Genomic DNA, 17,518 nt, shown 5'->3' with positions numbered 1-17,518 from the left:
CCCCCCCCCCCCCGCCCCCCCCCCCACCGTGGTGCGGGGGTCGGTGCGGCGGGGTGGGTCAGTTGCGCATGACCTCGGGCTCGTGGCGGCGCAGGAACTTCATCACGAAGTAGCCGCAGATCGCCGCCAGGACGCCGAGCATGAGGACGTCGAGCAGCCAGATGCCCGCCTCGTGGTCCCACAGCGGGTCCGGGTCGGGGGACTCGGGGGACGCGCTGAGGTCGTTGAGGTACGCCGTGGAGCCGACGCCGGCGAGTGCCCAGCGGGACGGCATCAGCCAGGCGATCTGCTCGACGCCCAGGGTGCCGTGGACCTTGAAGAGCGCGCCGGTGAAGACGAGCTGGACGACGGAGATCATGACCAGCAGCGGCATCGTCATCTCGGAGGTGCGCACGAGCGCGGAGATGACGAGGCCGATCATCATCGACGTGCAGCCCAGGGCCATCAGGACGAGGGTCATCTCCAGGGCGGGCGAGCCGTCGAGGAGCACGCCGTCGGTGGGCATGTCGCGGGGGGCGAAGCCGATGGTGGCGAGGATGGCGGCCTGGACGACCGTGACGATGCCGAGGACGAAGACCTTCGACATGAGGTAGGCGGAGCGGGAGAGGCCGACGGCCCGTTCCCGTTCGTAGATGACGCGTTCCTTGATCAGCTCGCGGACGGAGTTGGCGGCGCCGGTGAAGCACATGCCGACGACGAGGACGAGCAGGATGATGCTCGCGTCGCCGTTGCGGCCCTGCCGGTCGAGCGGTCCCGGGCCGAGGCCGTGGTCGGCGGGGATGACGGCGCTGACCAGGCCGAGGACGATGGGCAGCGCGAGGCTGAGGCCGAGGAAGCCGCGGTCGGCGAAGATGACGGCCGCGTAGCGCCGCATCAGGGTCCAGACCTGCGAGCCCCAGGTCTGCGCCTTCTGCTGCTGGCCCATCGCGGCCATCTGCGGGGGCGCCATCTGCTGCGGCGGCTGGGCCGGTCCCGCGTCGGACTCGGCGGCGTACATCTGGTAGTGCTGCGAGCCGCGCCAGCGGCCCATCCAGTCGTAGTCGCGGTAGTTCTCGAAGGCGGAGAAGACGTCGGCCCAGGTCTCGTAGCCGAAGAAGTTGAGCGCTTCCTTGGGCGGGCCGAAGTAGGCGACGCCGCCGCCGGGGGCCATGACGAGGACGCGGTCGCACAGGTCCAGCTCGGCGACCGAGTGGGTGACGACGAGGACGGTGCGGCCGTCGTCCGCCATGCCGCGCAGGAGCTGCATGACGTCCCGGTCCATGCCGGGGTCGAGTCCCGAGGTGGGCTCGTCCAGGAAGATCAGCGACGGCTTGGTGAGCAGTTCGAGTGCGACGGAGACGCGCTTGCGCTGGCCGCCGGAGAGGGAGGAGATCCGCTTGGTGGCGTGGTGGCTCAGCTTCAGCTCGGCGAGGACCTCCTCGACGCGGGCGTTGCGCTCGGCCTCGGCGACGTCGCCGGGGAAGCGGAGCTTGGCGGCCAGCCGCAGCGCCTGCCGGATGGGCAGGGCGGTGTGGAGGATGTCGTCCTGGGGGACGAGGCCGATGCGGTTGCGCAGCTCGGCGAAGTGCGTGTACAGGTTGCGGCCGTCGTAGAGGACCTCGCCGTAGGTGGCGGGGCGGTAGCCGGTGAGGGCGCGCAGCAGGGTGGACTTGCCGGAGCCCGACGGGCCGATGACGCCGACGAGGGACTTCTCGGGGACGCCGAACGACACGTCGTTGAGGATCGTGAGCTTGCCGCCGTTGACCTGCACGGTGAGGTGGCGGGCGGAGAAGGAGACCTCGCCGGTGTCGACGAACTCCTGGAGCTGGCTGCCGACCAGGCGGAACGTCGAGTGGCCGATGCCGATGGTGTCCTGCGGGCCGATGGCGCGGCGGCCGTTCTTCTCCAGGCGCTGGCCGTTGACGAAGGTGCCGTTGTGGCTGCCGAGGTCGTGGATCTCGAAGCGGCCGTCCGGCTGGGCGAGGAACTCCGCGTGGAGCCGGGACACCTGGAGGTCGGAGACGACGAGTTCGTTCTCCAGGGCGCGGCCGATACGGGTGACCTGGCCTATGGCGAGCTGGTGCAGGCTGGTCGCGCCGCGGTCGGGGGCGTAGCCGCCGGGGTCCTGTGCGGGGCGCTGGGGCGGGACCGGCTGGGCCTGCGGGGTGTACTGCGGTTGCTGGTACTGCGGCTGGGCGGGTGCCTGCTGCTGCGGCGGGGTGCCCGGGGCCTGGGCGGCGGGGCCGCCGGCGCCGTAGGGCGGCTGCTGCGGCTGCGGCTGGTACTGCGGGGGCTGCTGTGCGCCCGCTATGACGGCGGGAGCGGACGCGGTGAGCCGCGGTCCGTCGCTCGCGTTGCCCAGGTGCACCACGGTGCCCGGGGTGAGTGGTACGAACTGGACGCGCCGGCCGTTGACGTACGTGCCGTTGGTGCTGCCCGGGTCCTCCAGCGTCCAGGCTTGTCCGGTCCAGCGGACGGTGGCGTGGCGCCATGAGACGCGGGTGTCCTGGAGGACCATGTCCGCCTGGGGGTCGCGCCCCAGCGTGTAGGACCTGGACGCGTCCAGGTTCCAGGTCCGTCCGTTCAATTCGAGTACGAGTTCCGGCACTCCATGCCCCAAATGTCGTCCCCCGAGCAACCTCCGACCGGAGGTCAAGGGATGGTTGTCGTGGGTCGGAACTATTCCAGGCACGGACCGTGCGCGGGAAGCCGACCCCCGGAAGTCACGAAGCTGGTGCGAAGCGTGGGCCGGGCCGTGACGTTCCCGCGGCGCGAGGGCCGCCCCGGCGGGTCCGCGGCGCGGGGAGCGGCTACCGTGGGACCACCATGTTCTCTGCGCACACGACCGCCGGGGGCAGTGCCCGCGCGGACACGCCCACCCTGCTGGTGAAGATCTTCGGCAAGGACCGGCCGGGGCTGACGGCCGGCCTCTTCGAGACCCTGGCGGCCTTCGCGGTCGACGTGATCGACATCGAGCAGGTCGTCACCCGGGGCAGGATCGTGCTGTGCGCGCTGGTCAGCGCGCCGGCCGTCGGCACGGGCACGGAGGGCGGGCTGCGGGCCACCGTCCACACGTGGGCCGAGGAGCAGGGGATGCAGGCCGAGATCCTCTCCGGCACGGGCGACAACCCGTCGCGGGGCGCGGGCCGTTCCCATGTGACGGTGCTGGGCGCGCCGCTGACCGCCGACACGACGGCCGCCATAGCGGCGCGGATCGCCGGGACGGGCGGGAACATCGACCGGATCTCGCGGCTGGCGAAGTACCCGGTGACGGCCGTGGAGTTCGCGGTGTCGGGCGTGGGGACCGAGGAGCTGCGCACGGCGCTGGCGACGGAGGCGGCGGCCCGTTCGGTGGATGTCGCCGTCGTGGCGTCGGGGCTGGCGCGGCGGGCGCCGCGGCTGGTCGTGATGGACGTGGACTCGACGCTGATCCAGGACGAGGTGATCGAGCTGTTCGCGGCCCACGCGGGGTGCGAGGGGCAGGTCGCGGAGGTCACGGCCGCCGCGATGCGCGGGGAGCTGGACTTCGAGCAGTCGCTGCACGCGCGGGTGGCGCTGCTGGCGGGCCTCGACGCGTCGGTGGTGGACAAGGTCCGCGGGCAGGTGCGGCTGACGCCGGGCGCGCGGACGCTGATCCGGACGCTGAAGCGGCTCGGCTGCCAGGTGGGCGTGGTGTCGGGCGGGTTCACGCAGGTGACGGACTCGCTGGCGGACCGGCTCGGGCTGGACTTCGCCGCCGCCAACACGCTGGAGATCGTGGACGGGCGGCTGACCGGGCGTGTGACGGGCGAGGTCGTGGACCGGGCGGGGAAGGCGCGGCTGCTGCGGCGGTTCGCGGCGGAGGCGGGTGTGCCGCTGTCGCGGACGGTGGCGATCGGCGACGGGGCGAACGACCTGGACATGCTGAACGCGGCCGGGCTCGGCGTGGCGTTCAACGCGAAGCCCGTCGTGCGGGAGGCGGCGCACACGGCGGTGTCGGTGCCGTTCCTCGACACCGTGCTGTACCTGCTGGGGATCACCCGCGAGGAGGTCGAGGCGGCCGACGCGCAGGGCGGTCCTGTGGCGGCGGGGCTGCGGTCGGTCTGACGCCGGGCGCGGTGCCGCGGGCGATCCGGCGGCCCATGCGGGCGAGGAGGGCGATCAGCTCGGGCGGGCCGTGGAGCTCGTAGTCGAGGTCGATCAGGGCGATGCGGCAGGCGAGCCAGTCCAGGGCGTCGCCGCCGGTGGTCAGCAGGGTGCGTCCGGCGTCGAGGGGGGTCAGCTCGCCCGTGCCGGGCGGCAGGGCGGCGGTGGCTGCGGCCAGCGGAGCGTGCAGGGTGAGGGTGGCCTGGTGGCGGGCGCGGTGGCCCGCGATGGACTCGGTCACGTACCGGGCGGCGTCGGGGGCGGGCAGCGTACGGGGTGGTACGCGGACGCCGGTGCGCAGCGGCCGGGTGATGCGGTCGGCGCGGAAGGTCCGCCAGCCGTCGCGGTCGAGGTCCCAGGCGACGAGGTACCAGCGGCGGCCGTCGCCGACGAGGCGGTGCGGTTCGGTGTGGCGGGGCGCGGGGTCGCCGGTGCGGGGGGCGTAGTGGAAGCGGAGCCGTTCGGTGTCGCGGCAGGCGGTGGCCAGGGTGGTGAGGACGTCGGCGGCGACGGGTGCGGTGGGGGTGCTCAGCTCGCCGGTGGCGGGGAGGGTCGCCTGCTGGTAGGCGCGTACGGCGGGGCGCAGCCGGGCGGGGAGGACCTGTTCGAGCTTGGCCAGGGCGCGCGTGGAGCTGTCGGTGATGCCGGTGACGGGCCCGGTGGCGGCGGTGCGCAGGCCGACGGCGATGGCCACGGTCTCGTCGTCGTCCAGGAGCAGCGGGGGCATGGCGGTTCCGGCGGTGAGGCGGTAGCCGCCGGTGGAGCCGCGGTCGGCGAGGACGGGGTAGCCGAGGTCGCGGAGGCGGTCGATGTCCCGGCGGACGGTGCGCTCGCTGACGCCGAGGCGCTCGGCCAGGAGCGGTCCCGGCCAGGGGCGGGCGTTCTGGAGGAGGGCGAGCAGGCGGAGCAGCCTGCCCGGCGTGTCGGTCATGCGGTCCAGGGTGGCAGGACCGGGCGCGGTCAGGCGTGCGGGGCCCAGAAGGCGACGAGGCGGGCGACGCCGTGCTCGACGGACTTCCAGCCGCCGGTGAAGGTGAGGACGGCGAGGCCGCAGGTGGGGTAGCCGGAGCGGTTCATGCGGGTCAGGGTGTCGCCCTCGGCCTGGCCGGTGAGGGCGTCGGCGAGGCCGTGGACGCCGGGGTTGTGGCCGACGAGCAGGAGGTCCTGCACGGCGTCGTCCACGCCGTTCACGACGGCGATCAGCTCGCCGACGGACGCCTCGTAGAGTCGGTCCTCGTAGCTGGTCCTGGGGCGCTCGGGCAGTTCGGGGGCGACCAGCTTCCAGGTCTCGCGGGCACGGACGGCCGTCGAGCAGAGGGCGAGGCCGGGGTGGACGCCCGCCCCGGCGAGCCACCGTCCGGCGGCCGGTGCGTCCTTGCGGCCCCGCTCGGCGAGCGGCCGGTCGTGGTCGGCCACGTCGGGCCAGTCGGCCTTGGCGTGGCGGAGGAGGACGATCCTGCGGGGGCTGTCGGCGCTCATGGCCCCAGCTTCCCATGGAAGTGCCTGGTGGTGAGCGGTGATCGGGGAGGACGGCGGCTCACGGTGCCAGCGCCTCGTGGAGGTGGTGCAGCAGTTCGGCGGCGGGCTGGAGCGAGGGGGCGGCCTGGGCGTCGGCGCCGGTGACGAGGAGCACCAGCAGGGCGGCGAACGCGAGTGCCGGGAGCACCAGGGCGCGGCGGCGCAGTCGTATCTCCGTGTCGGTCGGGTGGTCTGCTGCCGGGACGGACATGACGCAGGTCGCCTCCATGCGGTCGCGTCGGGTCGTACGCGGGGGTGGCCCCCCGGACGCTTCGTAGAGCGTCGTGACGAACCTATGGGCCGCCGGGCGCGGGGCCCATCCGGTGAGCCACCCAGTCGCCCCTGAACCTGGCCCCCTAGGGGATGGTGGGGCCTGCACCACCACGGAGCGTCCGGGGGCGGGTCAGGGCGAGGCGATGGTCGCGATGACGGCGATGACGACGGTGATCCCCAGCATGGCGCCGAGGACGAGCAGCAGCTTCCGCTGGCCGCCGGTGGGGTTGGGGTCGAGCGCTGGCATGGCCTCAGTGTCCCACTCAGGCGCCGTCCTCCACGCACCGGTCCCGTCCGGCGGCGAAGCCGAGCACGATCTGGACGGCCATCAGCGCGGACACGAGGAGCAGCGGGCCGTGCCAGCTGCCCGTCGCCTCGTTGAGCGTGCCCACGAGCAGCGGTCCCGGCACGGAGATCAGGTAGCCGGTGCTCTGGGCGAACGCCGACAGGCGCGCGACGCCCCCCGGGGTGCGCGAGCGCAGGCCGATCAGGGTCAGGGCGACGGGGAACGACGTGTTGGCCAGGCCGAGGAGGACGGCCCAGGCCCAGGCGCCACCCGCCGGGGCGATCCACAGGCCGGCGTAACCGGCGAGGCCGCACAGGCCGAGGACGGCGGTGAGCGGCCCCTGGTTGCGCATGCGGGTCGCGACGCGCGGCAGGACGAAGCCGAGCGGGGCGCCGATCGCCATGACGACGGCGAGGAGCACGCCCGCGGTGGCGGCGGGGACCCCGGCGTCGCGGAAGATCTGCGGGACCCAGCCCATGCTGACGTACGCGGCGGTGGCCTGGAGGCCGAAGAATCCGGCGAGGCTCCAGGCGGTGCGCGAGCGGGCGACGCGGTAGGCGGCGGCGGGGGGCGCGGGCCTGGGGTCCGGGGCGTGCGCGGGCGTGCGGGCGGCGCGGTGGCGGCGTTCGGCGAGGGTCCACAGCGGTATGGCGGCGACCGCGGCGAGGGCCCAGATGCCCAGGCCGATGCGCCAGTTGTCGCCGGTGGCGCGGGTGACCGGGATGGTGAGGGCGGCGGCGACGGCGGTGCCCGCCGCCATCGTCATCGAGTAGAGGCCGGTGACGGTGCCGACGCGGTCGGGGAAGTACCGCTTGGTGAGGACGGGCATCAGCACGTTGTTCACGGCGATGCCGGCGAGGGCGAGGGTGCTCGCGGCGAGGAAGAGGGCGGTCTCGCCCGCCAGGGAGCGCAGCACGAGGCCCGCGGCGATGGCGGCCAGCCCTGCCGTGACGACGGCGGACGGGCCGAAGCGGCGGGCCAGCCGGGGCGCGGTGACGCCGAAGGCGGCGAAGCAGAGGGAGGGGACGGCGGTGACCGCCCCGGCGACCGTGCCGTTCATCCCGAGGCCGTCGCGGACCTCGGCCAGCACCGGGCTGAGGCTGGACACGGCGGGGCGGAGGTTGAACGCCGTCAGCATCAGGCCGGCCGCGAGCAGCCAGGCGGCGCCGCGGTCCGCCGTTCCCGCGGGGCTGGGCGCGGGCCGATCGGGGGAGGGTGTCGGAAGAGTACGGTCGTTCTTCGCCTGCTGCATGAAGAACATCATAGAATCATGGGATGAATCCTCGCCGCGGGATTCGCCGTCCTTCCGGGAGAGCCATGTCACTGACCGCGCCACGCCGCTCCGCGCTCGCCGACCAGGTGATCGACCAGCTGCGCCACCAGATCACGTCGGGCGAGTGGCCCGTCGGCTCGCGCATCCCGACCGAGCCGGAGCTGGTCGAGCGGCTCGGCGTGGCAAGGAACACCGTGCGCGAGGCGATCCGCGCCCTCGCCCACAACGGCCTGCTCGACATCCGGCAGGGCTCGGGCACCTATGTGACGGCCACCAGCGAACTGGCCGGCGTGATGCTGCGGCGCTTCGAGGACGCCGAGCCGCGCGACGTCGCCGAGCTGCGCAGCGCGCTGGAGGCCCGCGCCGCCCGGCTGGCGGCCGAGCGGCGCACCGAGCGCGAGCTGCGGCAGCTGGAGACGCTGCTCGCGCGGCGCGAGGCGGCGTGGGAGGCGGGCGAGGCGGAGCGTTTCATCGAGGCCGACGCCACGTTCCACATGGCCGTGGTCAAGGCGTCGCACAACGACGTGCTGACCGCGCTGTACGCGGACCTCGGCGGTGTGGTGCGCGCGTTCCTGCGGCACGACGTCGGCGACCGGCTGCACCCGGCCGCGTACTCGGACCACTCGGGGCTGCTGACGGCCCTGCGCGCGGCCGACCCGGCGGCGGCCGAGGAGGCGGCGGGCTCGTACGCGCTGTCCTGCCGCACGGTCGCGGCGGCCGGCTGACGTGCCGCTGCCCCCGGCGGCGCGGTGGCCGCCGGGGGCAGGACAGGGGACGGGGGTGGTCTCAGGCACCCATCATGTGCACGCCGCCGTCCACGTGGACGACCTCGCCCGTCGTCTTCGGGAACCAGTCGGACAGCAGCGCCACGACGCCCCGGGCCGCGGGCTCCGGGTCCGTCACGTCCCAGCCGATGGGGGAACGGGTGTCCCACACGTCGGCCAGCTCCTCGAAGCCCGGGATCGACTTGGCCGCGATCGACTTGATCGGCCCGGCCGAGACGAGGTTGACGCGGATGTTCCGCGAGCCGAGGTCACGCGCCAGGTAGCGCGAGGTCGCCTCCAGGGCCGCCTTGGCGACGCCCATCCAGTCGTACTTCGGCCAGGCCACCTGCGCGTCGAAGTCCATGCCGACGACCGAGCCGCCGCGCTGTTCGAGCAGCGGGAGCAGCGCCATGGTCAGGGACTTCAGGGAGTACGCGGAGACCTCGACGGCCGTCGCGACCGAGGGCCACTCGGTGTTCAGGAAGTTGCCGCCGAGCGCGTCCTGCGGGGCGAAGCCGATGGAGTGGACGACACCGTCGAGGCCGAGCCCATCGCCGATCTGCTCGCTCACCTTCCCGGCCAGGCCCGCCAGGTGCTCCTGGTTCTGCACGTCCAGCTCGATGACCGGCACCGGCTTCGGCAGCCGCTTCGCGATCCGTTCGACCAGGCTCAGGCGCCCGAAGCCGGTCAGCACGACCTCGGCGCCCTCCTCCTGGGCCAGCCGCGCCGTGTGGAAGGCGATCGAGGACTCGGTGAGCACCCCGGTGACGAGGATGCGCTTGCCGGCGAGAAGTCCGCTCATGTTCAGTGACCCATGCCCAATCCGCCGTCAACGGGGATGACGGCTCCAGTGATGTACGAGGCCTCGTCGGAGAGCAGGAAGCGGACGGCGGCGGCCACTTCCTCGGTCTGCGCGTAGCGGCCGAGCGGGATCTCGGTCATGACGGCGGCCCGGCGCTCCTCGCTGACGGCCTGCGACATCTCGGTGTCCACCCAGCCGGGCGCGACGACGTTGCAGGTGATGTTGCGCGAGCCCAGCTCACGGGCGACGGAGCGGGCGAAGCCGATCAGACCGGCCTTGGAGGCCGCGTAGTTGACCTGGCCGGGCGAACCCATCATGCCGACGATGGACGAGATGAGGACGATGCGGCCGCGCCGCGCCCGCAGCATGCCCTTGGAGGCGGCCTTCACGACGCGGAACGTGCCGGTCAGGTTGGTCTGGAGGACGGAGTCGAAGTCCTCCTCCGACATGCGCAGCATCAACTGGTCGCGCGTGATGCCCGCGTTGGCGACCAGGCTCTCGACCTTGCCGTGCACGGCCTCGATCTCTTTGTATGCCTGCTCCACCTGTTCCGTGTCGGTGATGTCGCACCGCACGGGCAGGCAGCCCCGTTCGACGAGCTCCTTCGGGGGCTCGCCCGACCGGTAGGTGAAGGCGACCTTGTCGCCCGAGTCGGCCAGTACGCGGGCGATGGCCAGGCCGATGCCGCGATTGCCTCCGGTGACCAGAACCGAGCGGCTCAAGGTGGCACCTTCTTTCTGCGTCGTATGCTCCGGACAACGCTAGCCTCCCCCACCTGCCCGACGGGGGGCGGGGCATGACAGGCGCTCGGTCGCCGAGCTGTCGGGTTCCTACACGTCGGCGTGTGCTACGGGCGGTGACAGCGGCGCGGCTCCGACCGGGACCACCCTGGGCATCGACCGTGCCGGGAGGCATGATCGGGAGGTGCCCCCGCCGGGACAGCGCCGTGCCCCGGACAGCGGTGGCACACGGACAGGAGAGATTGTGCCCAGAACGATCGACGAGTCCTTCCTCGCCCTCCCCCTGCGGCAGCTGGCCGACGCCGCGCTCGCGCGGGCCCGCGCGCTGGGCGCCGAGCACGCCGACTTCCGCCTGGAACGGGTCCGGAGCGCCAACTGGCTGCTGCGCGACGCCCGTCCGGCCGGGGCGGCGGACAGGACCGAGACGGGCTTCGCGGTACGGGTCGTGCACGGCGGCGCCTGGGGCTTCGCGGCCGGTGTGGACATGACGATGGACGCCGCCGCCCGGGTCGCGTCCCAGGCGGTCGAGATGGCGAAGCTCTCCGCCCGGATCATCGCGGCGGCCGGTTCCGACGAGCGCGTGGAGCTGGCCCCCGAGCCGTCGCACGGCGAGCGGACGTGGGTCTCGCCGTACGAGGTGAACCCGTTCGGCGTGCCCGAGGAGGAGCGGATCGGGCGGCTCGCCGACTGGAGCGCGCGGCTGCTCGCGGGCGAGGGCGTGAGCCACGTGGACGCGCGCCTGTGGGCCGTGCAGGAGAACAAGTTCTACGCCGACACCGCCGGCACCGTCACGACACAGCAGCGCGTCCGCGTCCTGCCCGAGCTGACGGCGACGTCCATCGCGCCCGACGGCGGCCGCTTCGACACGATGCGTACCCTCGCCCCGCCCGCCGCGCGCGGCTGGGAGTACCTGACAGGCACCGGCTGGGACTGGGACGGCGAACTGGACCGCATCCCGGGCCTGCTGGCCGGGAAGATGGCGGCGCCCTCGGTGGAGGCGGGCCCCTACGACCTGGTGATCGCGCCGTCGAACCTCTGGCTCACCATCCACGAGTCGATCGGCCACGCCACCGAGCTGGACCGCGCGCTCGGCTACGAGGCGGCCTACGCGGGCACGTCGTTCGCGACCTTCGACCGGCTCGGCAGCCTGAAGTACGGCTCCGAGGTGATGAACGTGACCGGCGACCGCACCGCCGAGCACGGCCTCGCGACGACCGGGTACGACGACGACGGCGTGGAGACGCAGGTCTGGGACCTGGTGCGGGACGGCGTGCTCGTCGGCTACCAGACGGACCGGCGCACCGCCGCGCTGAAGGGCTTCGAGCGGTCCAACGGCTGCGCGTTCGCCGACTCGCCCGCGCACGTGCCGCTCCAGCGCATGGCCAACGTGTCACTGCGGCCCGACCCGGAGGGCCCCGGCACGGACGGGCTGATCTCGCGGGTGGAGCGCGGCATCTTCATCGAAGGCAACGGGTCGTGGTCCATCGACATGCAGCGCTACAACTTCCAGTTCACCGGGCAGCGGTTCTTCCGCATCGAGAACGGCGAGCTGGCCGGGCAGCTGCGGGACGTCGCGTACCAGGCGACGACCACCGACTTCTGGGGCGCGATGGAGGCGGTCGGCGGCCCGGGGACGTATGTGCTGGGCGGCTCGTTCATGTGCGGCAAGGCCCAGCCGGGCCAGACCGCCGCCGTCTCGCACGGCTGCCCCTCGGCGCTCTTCCGTCAGATCAACGTCCTCAACACCACGCAGGAGGCGGGCCGATGAGCCGTACGCGCGCACCCCACGAGACCGTCGAGCGCGCCCTGGAGCTGTCCCGGGCGGACAGCACGGTCGTCATCGCCGACGAGACGTCCACCGCCAACCTCCGCTGGGCGGGCAACGCGCTGACGACCAACGGCGCCACGCGGGGCAGGTCCCTGACCGTCGTCGCCACCGTGGACGGCGCCACCGGGACGGCCGCGGGCGTCGTGTCGCGCTCGGCCGTCACCGACGACGACCTGGAACCGCTGGTGCGCGCCGCCGAGGAGGCCGCGCGCCGCTCCCCCGCCGCCGAGGACGCGCGGCCGCTGCCCACCGGGACGGCGGCGTCGGCGGCGTCGGCGGCCGGCGGACAGCGCTTCACGGAGCCGCCCGCGCGGACGTCGCCCGCCGTGTTCGGCGCCTTCGCGCCCGCGCTCGGCGAGACGTTCGCCCGCGCCGCCGCGGCGGGCCGCGAGCTGTTCGGCTACGCCGAGCACGCCGTCGTCTCCACCTATCTGGGGACCTCAAGCGGCCTGCGGCTGCGGCACGACCAGCCGGCCGGCAGCGTGGACCTGAACGCCAAGTCGCACGCCCGCACGCGTTCCGCCTTCGTCACCGTCCCCACCGACGGCTTCACGGACGTCGATCCGCGCGCGCTGGACGAGGCGCTCGCCGGCCGCCTCGCGTGGGCCGAGCGCCGCGTGGACCTCCCGGCCGGGCGGTACGAGACGCTGCTGCCGCCGTCCTCGGTGGCCGACCTGCTGATCTACCAGCAGTGGATGGCCGACGGGCGGAAGGCGCACGACGGCCGCACCGTCTTCAGCGCGCCGGGCGGCGGGACGCGCGTCGGCGAGCGGCTGACCGGGCTGCCCGTCACGCTGTGGAGCGACCCGGCGGCGCTGGGGCTGGCGTCGAGCCCGTTCGTGGTGGCGCGCTCGTCGGCCGACGCGTTCGGGCCCGCGGCGTCCGTCTTCGACAACGGGCTGCCGCTCGGCCGCACGGAGTGGATCGCCGGCGGGGAGCTGCGGCGGCTGGTCACCACCCGGCACACCGCGGAGGTGACGGGCCTGCCGGTCGCGCCGGTGCCGGGCAACCTGCTGCTCGACGCGGGCGGCACCGGGACGCTCGACGACCTGGTGGCCGGCACGGAGCGCGGGCTGCTCCTCACGTCGCTGTGGTACATCCGCGAGGTCGATCCGAAGAACCTGCTGCTCACCGGCCTGACCAGGGACGGCGTGTACCTGGTCGAGAACGGCGAGGTGACGGCTGCGGTGAACAACTTCCGCTTCAACGAGTCGCCCGTGGACGTGCTCGCCCGCGCGACCGGGGCGAGCGCGCGCGTGCGGACGCTGTCGCGGGAGTGGGGCGAGAGCTTCCCGCGCGTCGAGATGCCCGCGCTGCGCGTGCCCGCGTTCCACATGAGTTCGGTGAGCCCCGGCGTGTGACGGCGGCGGGGGGCGGCGTCGGTCCGGGCCGGGCGGCGGCACGTGCCCGGCCCGTAGGATGGTCGCCGCCCCTTCCCCGCCTCCGACCTCCGGGATGATCCACGTGACACGCCTCGGCGCATCCGTGCAGCGCGCGTCCGCGCTGCTCGCGCAGGACCTCTCCTCAGAAACCACCGTGCGGCAGCTGCTGGCGGAGACCGGGGCGCGGCGTTCGCTCGACCTGGCGGACCTCCCGGCGGGCGAGCAGGCCGAGCTGATCACCGCCCGTACGGTGAACGTGCTGCCGTCCGCCGAGGCCCTGGCCGAGCGCATCGCCGCCGCGCAGGCGGCCGGCCGGGGCTTGCGCGTGAAGCTCGGCATCGACCCGACGGGGGCCGACGTCCATCTCGGGCACACCGTGCCGATGATCGTGCTCAGCCGCTTCCAGCGGATGGGGCACGACGTGACGCTGATCATCGGCGACATCACGGCGAAGATCGGCGACCCGAGCGGCCGGTCCACCGAGCGCCCGCCGCTCACGGACGAGGACATCGCCCGCAACCTGGCCGGCTACCGGGACCAGGTGGGGCCGTTCTTCGACTTCGAGCGGGTGCGCTACCGGCACAACAGCGAGTGGCTCGCCGGGATCACGCTGCCCCGGCTGATCGGCATCCTGTCCCAGGTGTCGGCGTCCGCGCTGCTCCAGCGCGAGGACTTCAGGAAGCGGCTCGACGCGGGGCACGGGCTGTCGATGTCCGAGCTGATCTACCCGGTGGCGATGGCGATCGACTCCGCCGAGATCGAGGCGGACGTGGAGCTGGGCGGCGTGGACCAGCTGCTGAACCTCCAGATGGGCCGCCGTGTGATGGAGATCTACGGGCAGACGCCGCAGCTCGTCGTCACGATGCCGCTGATCGAGGGGACCGACGGGTCCGGCGCGAAGATGTCCAAGTCGAAGGGCAACTACATCGCGCTCTCGGCGTCGCCCGAGGACCTGTTCGGCAAGGTCATGTCGATCCCGGACCGGCTGATGGACCCGTACCTGCGGACGCTGACCGAGTGGACGGACGCCGAGGTGGCGATCGTCACGGGGCGGCTCGCGGACGGCACGCTGCACCCGATGGACCTGAAGCGGGTGCTGGCCGGGGAGATCGTCACGGCGCTGCACGGCGTGGACGCGGCGATGGCGGCGCGTGCCGCGTTCGCCGCGCAGTTCTCGCGGCGGAGCTTCACCGAGGTGACGGCGCTGCCCGAGGTGTCGCTCGCGGAGCACGGCGCGGAGACGGTGACGACGGTGCTGACCAAGGTGCTCGACTTCACCCCGAGCGCCTCCGCCGCGCGGCGGCTGGCGAAGCAGAACGGCCTGCGGCTCGTGCTGGAGACGGCGGACGGCCAGCAGGCCGGGGCGCTGGCGGAGGAGGACGCGCTGCGCCCGCTCGCCGAGGTCGTCGCCGAGCGCACGGCCGGGCCCGGCGGGGCGCCGGACGGGGTGTACCTGAAGGCGGGGCGCAAGCTGGCCCGGGTCCGCGACTGAACGCCGGACCGCAGGCGTACCGTGGGGGCGGGTGGTGAGGCATCGTGCGCACAGGGCAGCGAGCGGGACACAAGGAAGCCGGTCCCGAGGTCTTCCGGATCACCGAGGCCAGGCAGGGTCTGACGGAGGACGTCCGCGGGCGGCAGCGGAGGTATGTGATCTCCATGCTGGTCAGGACGGCGGCGGTGATCGCGACCGTGGTGCTGTGGGACGTCAGCAGGCCCGTCGCCGTGGTGACGCTCGTGCTGGGCGCGCTGCTGCCGTACGTGGCGGTGGTCGTCGCGAACGCGGGGCGGGAGAACGTGCCGTCGCTTCCGTCCACCTTCGTGACCGGCGCCTCACGCAGCGCACTGCCCCCGGGGGACACCGGCCTGCACAACCGGAACTGACCCGTCCGGCGGCCGAAGTACGGATGCCGTCCAACCAATTGGGCCGTTCGGCTGCGCCCGGGAGGGCATTGCATGTCATACTTCTAGGGCGCTCCGTATCCCCCGTCGGAGCGACGGACCGACGCCGGGCGGCTCCCCCCGTGGCTGCCCGGCGTCGCCCTTTTCCCCCGTCGCCCGCCGCGCTTGTGCGCCCGGTGCGGACACAGTGGGTGGGAGAAGAGAGGAATCTGTGGTGAACACGCCCGCAGACGACAGCGTGGTCTGCTCCGCGAAGGGCTGCCGGGACGCCGCGGCGTGGGTGCTGGCGTGGAACAACCCGAAGCTGCACACGCCCGAGCGCCGCAAGACATGGGTCGCCTGCGAGGAGCACCGCGAGTACCTGTCGCGCTTCCTCGGGCTGCGGGGCTTCCTGAAGGACGTCGTGCCACTCGCCGACTGGCCCCCGGCGTCAGCCGCCGATCGCTGACATCGGGCGGTCCGGCTGGACGAACGACGGGTCGTCGAGACCTGAGCCCGCCTTCTTGCCCCACATGGCGGCCCGCCACAGGCGGGCGATCTCCGCGTCACCGGCGCCGGAGCGCAGGGCGCCGCGCAGGTCGGTCTCCTCGCGCGCGAACAGGCAGTTGCGGACCTGGCCGTCGGCCGTGAGGCGGGTGCGGTCGCAGGCGCGGCAGAACGGGCGGGTGACGGACGCGATGACGCCGACGCGGTGGGGCCCGCCGTCCACGAGCCAGTGCTCGGCGGGCGCGGAGCCGCGCCGCCCCGTGTCCTCCGGGGTGAGGGTGAACCGGGTGCGCAGCGACGTGAGGATGTCGTCGGCGGTGACCATGCCGGCGCGCTGCCAGCCGTGCTGGGCGTCCAGCGGCATCTGCTCGATGAACCGCAGTTCGTAGCCGTGCTCCATGGCCCAGGCGAGCAGGTCGGGGGCCTCTGCGTCGTTGACCCCCGGCATGAGCACGGAGTTGACCTTCACGGGGGCGAGTCCGGCGGCGCGCGCGGCGGCGAGGCCGCGCAGGACGTCGCCGTGCCGGTGGCGGCGCGTCAGGCGGTGGAAGGTGTCGGGGTCCAGGGTGTCGAGGGAGACGTTCACCCGGTCGAGTCCCGCCGACGCGAGGGCGGCGGCGGTCCGTTCGAGCCCGATGCCGTTGGTGGTGAGGGAGACGCGGGGCCGGGGCGTGAGCGCGGCGCAGCGGGCGACGATGCCGGCGAGGCCGGGCCGCAGCAGGGGCTCGCCGCCGGTGAACCTGACCTCGGTGACGCCCAGTTCGGTGACGGCGAGGCGGACGAGGCGGACGATCTCGTCGTCGGTGAGCAACTCGGGCCTGGCCAGCCAGGACAGGCCTTCCTCCGGCATGCAGTAGGTGCACCGCAGGTTGCACCGGTCGGTCAGCGAGACGCGCAGGTCCGTGGCGGTACGGCCGTGGGTGTCGAGCAGCATGGTGAACCTCCGCCGCGTGGGGACCGGATGCTTCGCAGCGTACGGCACACCGCCGACAGCGCCGCGGGACCGCCGGACGGGCATGTCAGGCGCCGCCGTGTCAACTCGTGCCGCGCGGGACGCTGTCGGTGGCGGCCCGTATCCTCGGGAACCATGCTCGAAGACCAGCAGGCACCCGCGCTAGACGTCCCCGTCCAGCGGAACGCCGACGGACCGTGGCCCGTCGGCTATCCGACCGGGTACGCCGTGGTGGACGTCGAGACGACCGGCCTGGCCACGCACGACCGGATCGTGTCGGCGGCCGTCTACCGGCTCACGGCGCGGGGCGAGGTCGAGGACCACTGGTACTCGACGGTCAACCCGCAACGCGACCCGGGGCCGGTGCACATCCACGGTCTGACGGCGCGGATGCTGGCGGACGCGCCGCTGTTCGCCGATGTGGCCGGGGAGTTGGCGGAGCGGCTGGCGGACCGCGTCCTGGTCGCGCACAACGCGAAGTTCGACTGGTCGATGCTGGCGCACGAGTACGCGCGGGCGGGGCGGATAGCGCCCGTCAAGCAGCGCCTGTGCACCATCCACCTGTCGAAGGCGCTGGGGCTGCCGCTCGCCAACCACCGTCTGGAGACACTCGTCACGCACTTCGGCGTCGTCCAGCGGCAGGCGCACCACGCGCTGGACGACGCGCGCGTCCTCGCCGAGGCGTTCCGCCCGAGTCTGCACCAGGCGGCGGGCCTCGGGCTGCCGCTGCCGCTGCTGGCGTGCCTGCCGGTGACCCGCTGGTCCGACCCGCCGGCCGCCGAGCGCGGCACGCGGTGGGGCGCCTGGGGCGGCGGGCAGCGCGGCTGGCGGCAGACGAAGCGGCGCCCGCCGTGCCCCTGGGCCAACCCGGGCCGGTACACGCCGGGCGGGCGGCTGGCGCAGGGGATGCGGGTGGCGTTCTCAGGTGACACGTCGGTGGACAGGGAACTGCTGGAGGACCAGGCGTTCGACGCGGGGCTGCACATCGCGGGCAGCGTGTCCCGGCTGACGAGCCTGCTGGTGTCGAACGATCCGCTGGCGCCGACCGGGAAGGCGTCGCGGGCGCGCGAGCTGGGCACGCCCATCGTGGACGAGGCGACGTTCACCCGGCTGCTCGGCGACGTGGCGCCCGGCGTCCGCGCGGCGGCCCCGGACGCCTGAGCGGGCGGCGGCGGACGCCGCTCCGGAGGGGGACCCTGCCGGGGGCGGAG

Annotated in this window: 17 protein-coding genes; 8 read left to right on the top strand and 9 right to left on the bottom strand. The window is 73.7% G+C overall.

Going from position 1 to position 17,518, the window contains the following annotated elements; all coding sequences use genetic code 11:
• Nucleotides 1–58: 58 nt before the first annotated feature.
• A complete protein-coding gene (locus tag ACL02R_RS26785) occupies nucleotides 59–2,587 on the bottom strand; it encodes an FHA domain-containing protein (protein WP_412799533.1) in 2,529 nt (842 codons plus the stop codon).
• A 218-nt stretch (nucleotides 2,588–2,805) separates the two neighbouring features.
• On the opposite strand from ACL02R_RS26785, the gene serB reads away from it, so the two are divergent.
• Nucleotides 2,806–4,065 carry a phosphoserine phosphatase SerB gene (gene serB, locus ACL02R_RS26780; protein WP_412799532.1) on the top strand — a complete coding sequence of 420 codons (1,260 nt, stop codon included), beginning with the start codon at nucleotides 2,806–2,808 and terminating at the stop codon, nucleotides 4,063–4,065.
• Here serB and ACL02R_RS26775 read toward each other — a convergent pair.
• The 5 genes from ACL02R_RS26775 to ACL02R_RS26755 form a co-directional block, all read right to left on the bottom strand.
• Nucleotides 3,995–5,035, bottom strand: a complete 1,041-nt coding sequence (locus ACL02R_RS26775; protein WP_412799531.1) for a helix-turn-helix transcriptional regulator — start codon at nucleotides 5,033–5,035, stop codon at nucleotides 3,995–3,997. The genes serB and ACL02R_RS26775 overlap by 71 nt on opposite strands.
• A 29-nt stretch (nucleotides 5,036–5,064) precedes the next feature.
• Complete coding sequence (locus ACL02R_RS26770) at nucleotides 5,065–5,583, bottom strand: SixA phosphatase family protein (protein ID WP_412799530.1); 519 nt, start codon at nucleotides 5,581–5,583, stop codon at nucleotides 5,065–5,067.
• 58 nt (nucleotides 5,584–5,641) lie between these two features.
• Nucleotides 5,642–5,833 (bottom strand): hypothetical protein, encoded by a 192-nt coding sequence (locus tag ACL02R_RS26765; RefSeq protein ID WP_362966568.1) that lies wholly within the window; start codon nucleotides 5,831–5,833, stop codon nucleotides 5,642–5,644.
• 192 nt (nucleotides 5,834–6,025) lie between these two features.
• Nucleotides 6,026–6,142: an SGM_5486 family transporter-associated protein gene (locus ACL02R_RS26760; protein ID WP_362966571.1), complete on the bottom strand. Its 117-nt coding sequence runs from the start codon at nucleotides 6,140–6,142 to the stop codon at nucleotides 6,026–6,028.
• Between the two features lie 16 nt (nucleotides 6,143–6,158).
• Nucleotides 6,159–7,433, bottom strand: a complete 1,275-nt coding sequence (locus ACL02R_RS26755) for a CynX/NimT family MFS transporter (protein WP_412799529.1) — start codon at nucleotides 7,431–7,433, stop codon at nucleotides 6,159–6,161.
• A gap of 65 nt (nucleotides 7,434–7,498) precedes the next feature.
• On the opposite strand from ACL02R_RS26755, the gene ACL02R_RS26750 reads away from it, so the two are divergent.
• Nucleotides 7,499–8,179 (top strand): FadR/GntR family transcriptional regulator, encoded by a 681-nt coding sequence (locus ACL02R_RS26750; protein ID WP_362966575.1) that lies wholly within the window; start codon nucleotides 7,499–7,501, stop codon nucleotides 8,177–8,179.
• A gap of 61 nt (nucleotides 8,180–8,240) precedes the next feature.
• Here ACL02R_RS26750 and fabI read toward each other — a convergent pair whose 3' ends face one another.
• Nucleotides 8,241–9,020 carry an enoyl-ACP reductase FabI gene (gene fabI, locus ACL02R_RS26745; RefSeq protein WP_412799528.1) on the bottom strand — a complete coding sequence of 260 codons (780 nt, stop codon included), beginning with the start codon at nucleotides 9,018–9,020 and terminating at the stop codon, nucleotides 8,241–8,243.
• Between the two features lie 2 nt (nucleotides 9,021–9,022).
• Entirely contained in the window at nucleotides 9,023–9,742 is a 720-nt protein-coding gene (gene fabG, locus ACL02R_RS26740; protein WP_412799527.1) for a 3-oxoacyl-[acyl-carrier-protein] reductase, read from the bottom strand.
• A gap of 262 nt (nucleotides 9,743–10,004) precedes the next feature.
• Here fabG and ACL02R_RS26735 point away from each other — a divergent pair, with 262 nt between their 5' ends.
• The 5 genes from ACL02R_RS26735 (at nucleotide 10,005) to ACL02R_RS26715 (ending at nucleotide 15,317) form a co-directional block, all read left to right on the top strand.
• A complete protein-coding gene (locus ACL02R_RS26735; RefSeq protein ID WP_412799526.1) occupies nucleotides 10,005–11,528 on the top strand; it encodes a TldD/PmbA family protein in 1,524 nt (507 codons plus the stop codon).
• On the top strand, nucleotides 11,525–12,949 hold the full coding sequence (locus tag ACL02R_RS26730) for a metallopeptidase TldD-related protein (RefSeq protein ID WP_412799525.1): 1,425 nt from the start codon (nucleotides 11,525–11,527) through the stop codon (nucleotides 12,947–12,949). The genes ACL02R_RS26735 and ACL02R_RS26730 overlap by 4 nt, the downstream gene beginning before the upstream one ends.
• A 103-nt stretch (nucleotides 12,950–13,052) precedes the next feature.
• Entirely contained in the window at nucleotides 13,053–14,462 is a 1,410-nt protein-coding gene (gene tyrS, locus ACL02R_RS26725; RefSeq protein ID WP_412799534.1) for a tyrosine--tRNA ligase, read from the top strand.
• A gap of 44 nt (nucleotides 14,463–14,506) precedes the next feature.
• The gene (locus ACL02R_RS26720; RefSeq protein WP_412799524.1) at nucleotides 14,507–14,851 is read left to right on the top strand and encodes a DUF3099 domain-containing protein; all 345 of its coding nucleotides are present in this window, start codon (nucleotides 14,507–14,509) and stop codon (nucleotides 14,849–14,851) included.
• A 232-nt stretch (nucleotides 14,852–15,083) separates the two neighbouring features.
• A complete protein-coding gene (locus ACL02R_RS26715; RefSeq protein ID WP_412799523.1) occupies nucleotides 15,084–15,317 on the top strand; it encodes a hypothetical protein in 234 nt (77 codons plus the stop codon).
• Here the strand turns inward: ACL02R_RS26715 and moaA are convergent.
• On the bottom strand, nucleotides 15,300–16,289 hold the full coding sequence (gene moaA / locus ACL02R_RS26710; RefSeq protein WP_412799522.1) for a GTP 3',8-cyclase MoaA: 990 nt from the start codon (nucleotides 16,287–16,289) through the stop codon (nucleotides 15,300–15,302). The genes ACL02R_RS26715 and moaA overlap by 18 nt on opposite strands.
• Nucleotides 16,290–16,442: 153 nt before the next feature.
• On the opposite strand from moaA, the gene ACL02R_RS26705 reads away from it, so the two are divergent.
• The gene (locus ACL02R_RS26705; protein WP_412799521.1) at nucleotides 16,443–17,468 is read left to right on the top strand and encodes a DEDDh family exonuclease; all 1,026 of its coding nucleotides are present in this window, start codon (nucleotides 16,443–16,445) and stop codon (nucleotides 17,466–17,468) included.
• The last annotated feature ends 50 nt before the right edge of the window (nucleotides 17,469–17,518 follow it).

Origin of the sequence: Streptomyces sp. MS19 (assembly GCF_047200595.1) — a bacterium.
GTDB lineage: Bacteria > Actinomycetota > Actinomycetes > Streptomycetales > Streptomycetaceae > Streptomyces.
This window is presented reverse-complemented; position numbering and strand designations above follow the sequence as displayed.

Coding starts and splice junctions, on each gene's coding strand:
- serB (WP_412799532.1), top strand. CDS start 2,806: ATGTTCTCTGCGCACACGACCGCCGGGGGCAGTGCCCGCGCGGACACG.
- ACL02R_RS26775 (WP_412799531.1), bottom strand. CDS start 5,035: ATGACCGACACGCCGGGCAGGCTGCTCCGCCTGCTCGCCCTCCTCCAG.
- ACL02R_RS26770 (WP_412799530.1), bottom strand. CDS start 5,583: ATGAGCGCCGACAGCCCCCGCAGGATCGTCCTCCTCCGCCACGCCAAG.
- ACL02R_RS26765 (WP_362966568.1), bottom strand. CDS start 5,833: ATGTCCGTCCCGGCAGCAGACCACCCGACCGACACGGAGATACGACTG.
- ACL02R_RS26760 (WP_362966571.1), bottom strand. CDS start 6,142: ATGCCAGCGCTCGACCCCAACCCCACCGGCGGCCAGCGGAAGCTGCTG.
- ACL02R_RS26755 (WP_412799529.1), bottom strand. CDS start 7,433: ATGCAGCAGGCGAAGAACGACCGTACTCTTCCGACACCCTCCCCCGAT.
- ACL02R_RS26750 (WP_362966575.1), top strand. CDS start 7,499: ATGTCACTGACCGCGCCACGCCGCTCCGCGCTCGCCGACCAGGTGATC.
- fabI (WP_412799528.1), bottom strand. CDS start 9,020: ATGAGCGGACTTCTCGCCGGCAAGCGCATCCTCGTCACCGGGGTGCTC.
- ACL02R_RS26730 (WP_412799525.1), top strand. CDS start 11,525: ATGAGCCGTACGCGCGCACCCCACGAGACCGTCGAGCGCGCCCTGGAG.
- moaA (WP_412799522.1), bottom strand. CDS start 16,289: ATGCTGCTCGACACCCACGGCCGTACCGCCACGGACCTGCGCGTCTCG.
- ACL02R_RS26705 (WP_412799521.1), top strand. CDS start 16,443: ATGCTCGAAGACCAGCAGGCACCCGCGCTAGACGTCCCCGTCCAGCGG.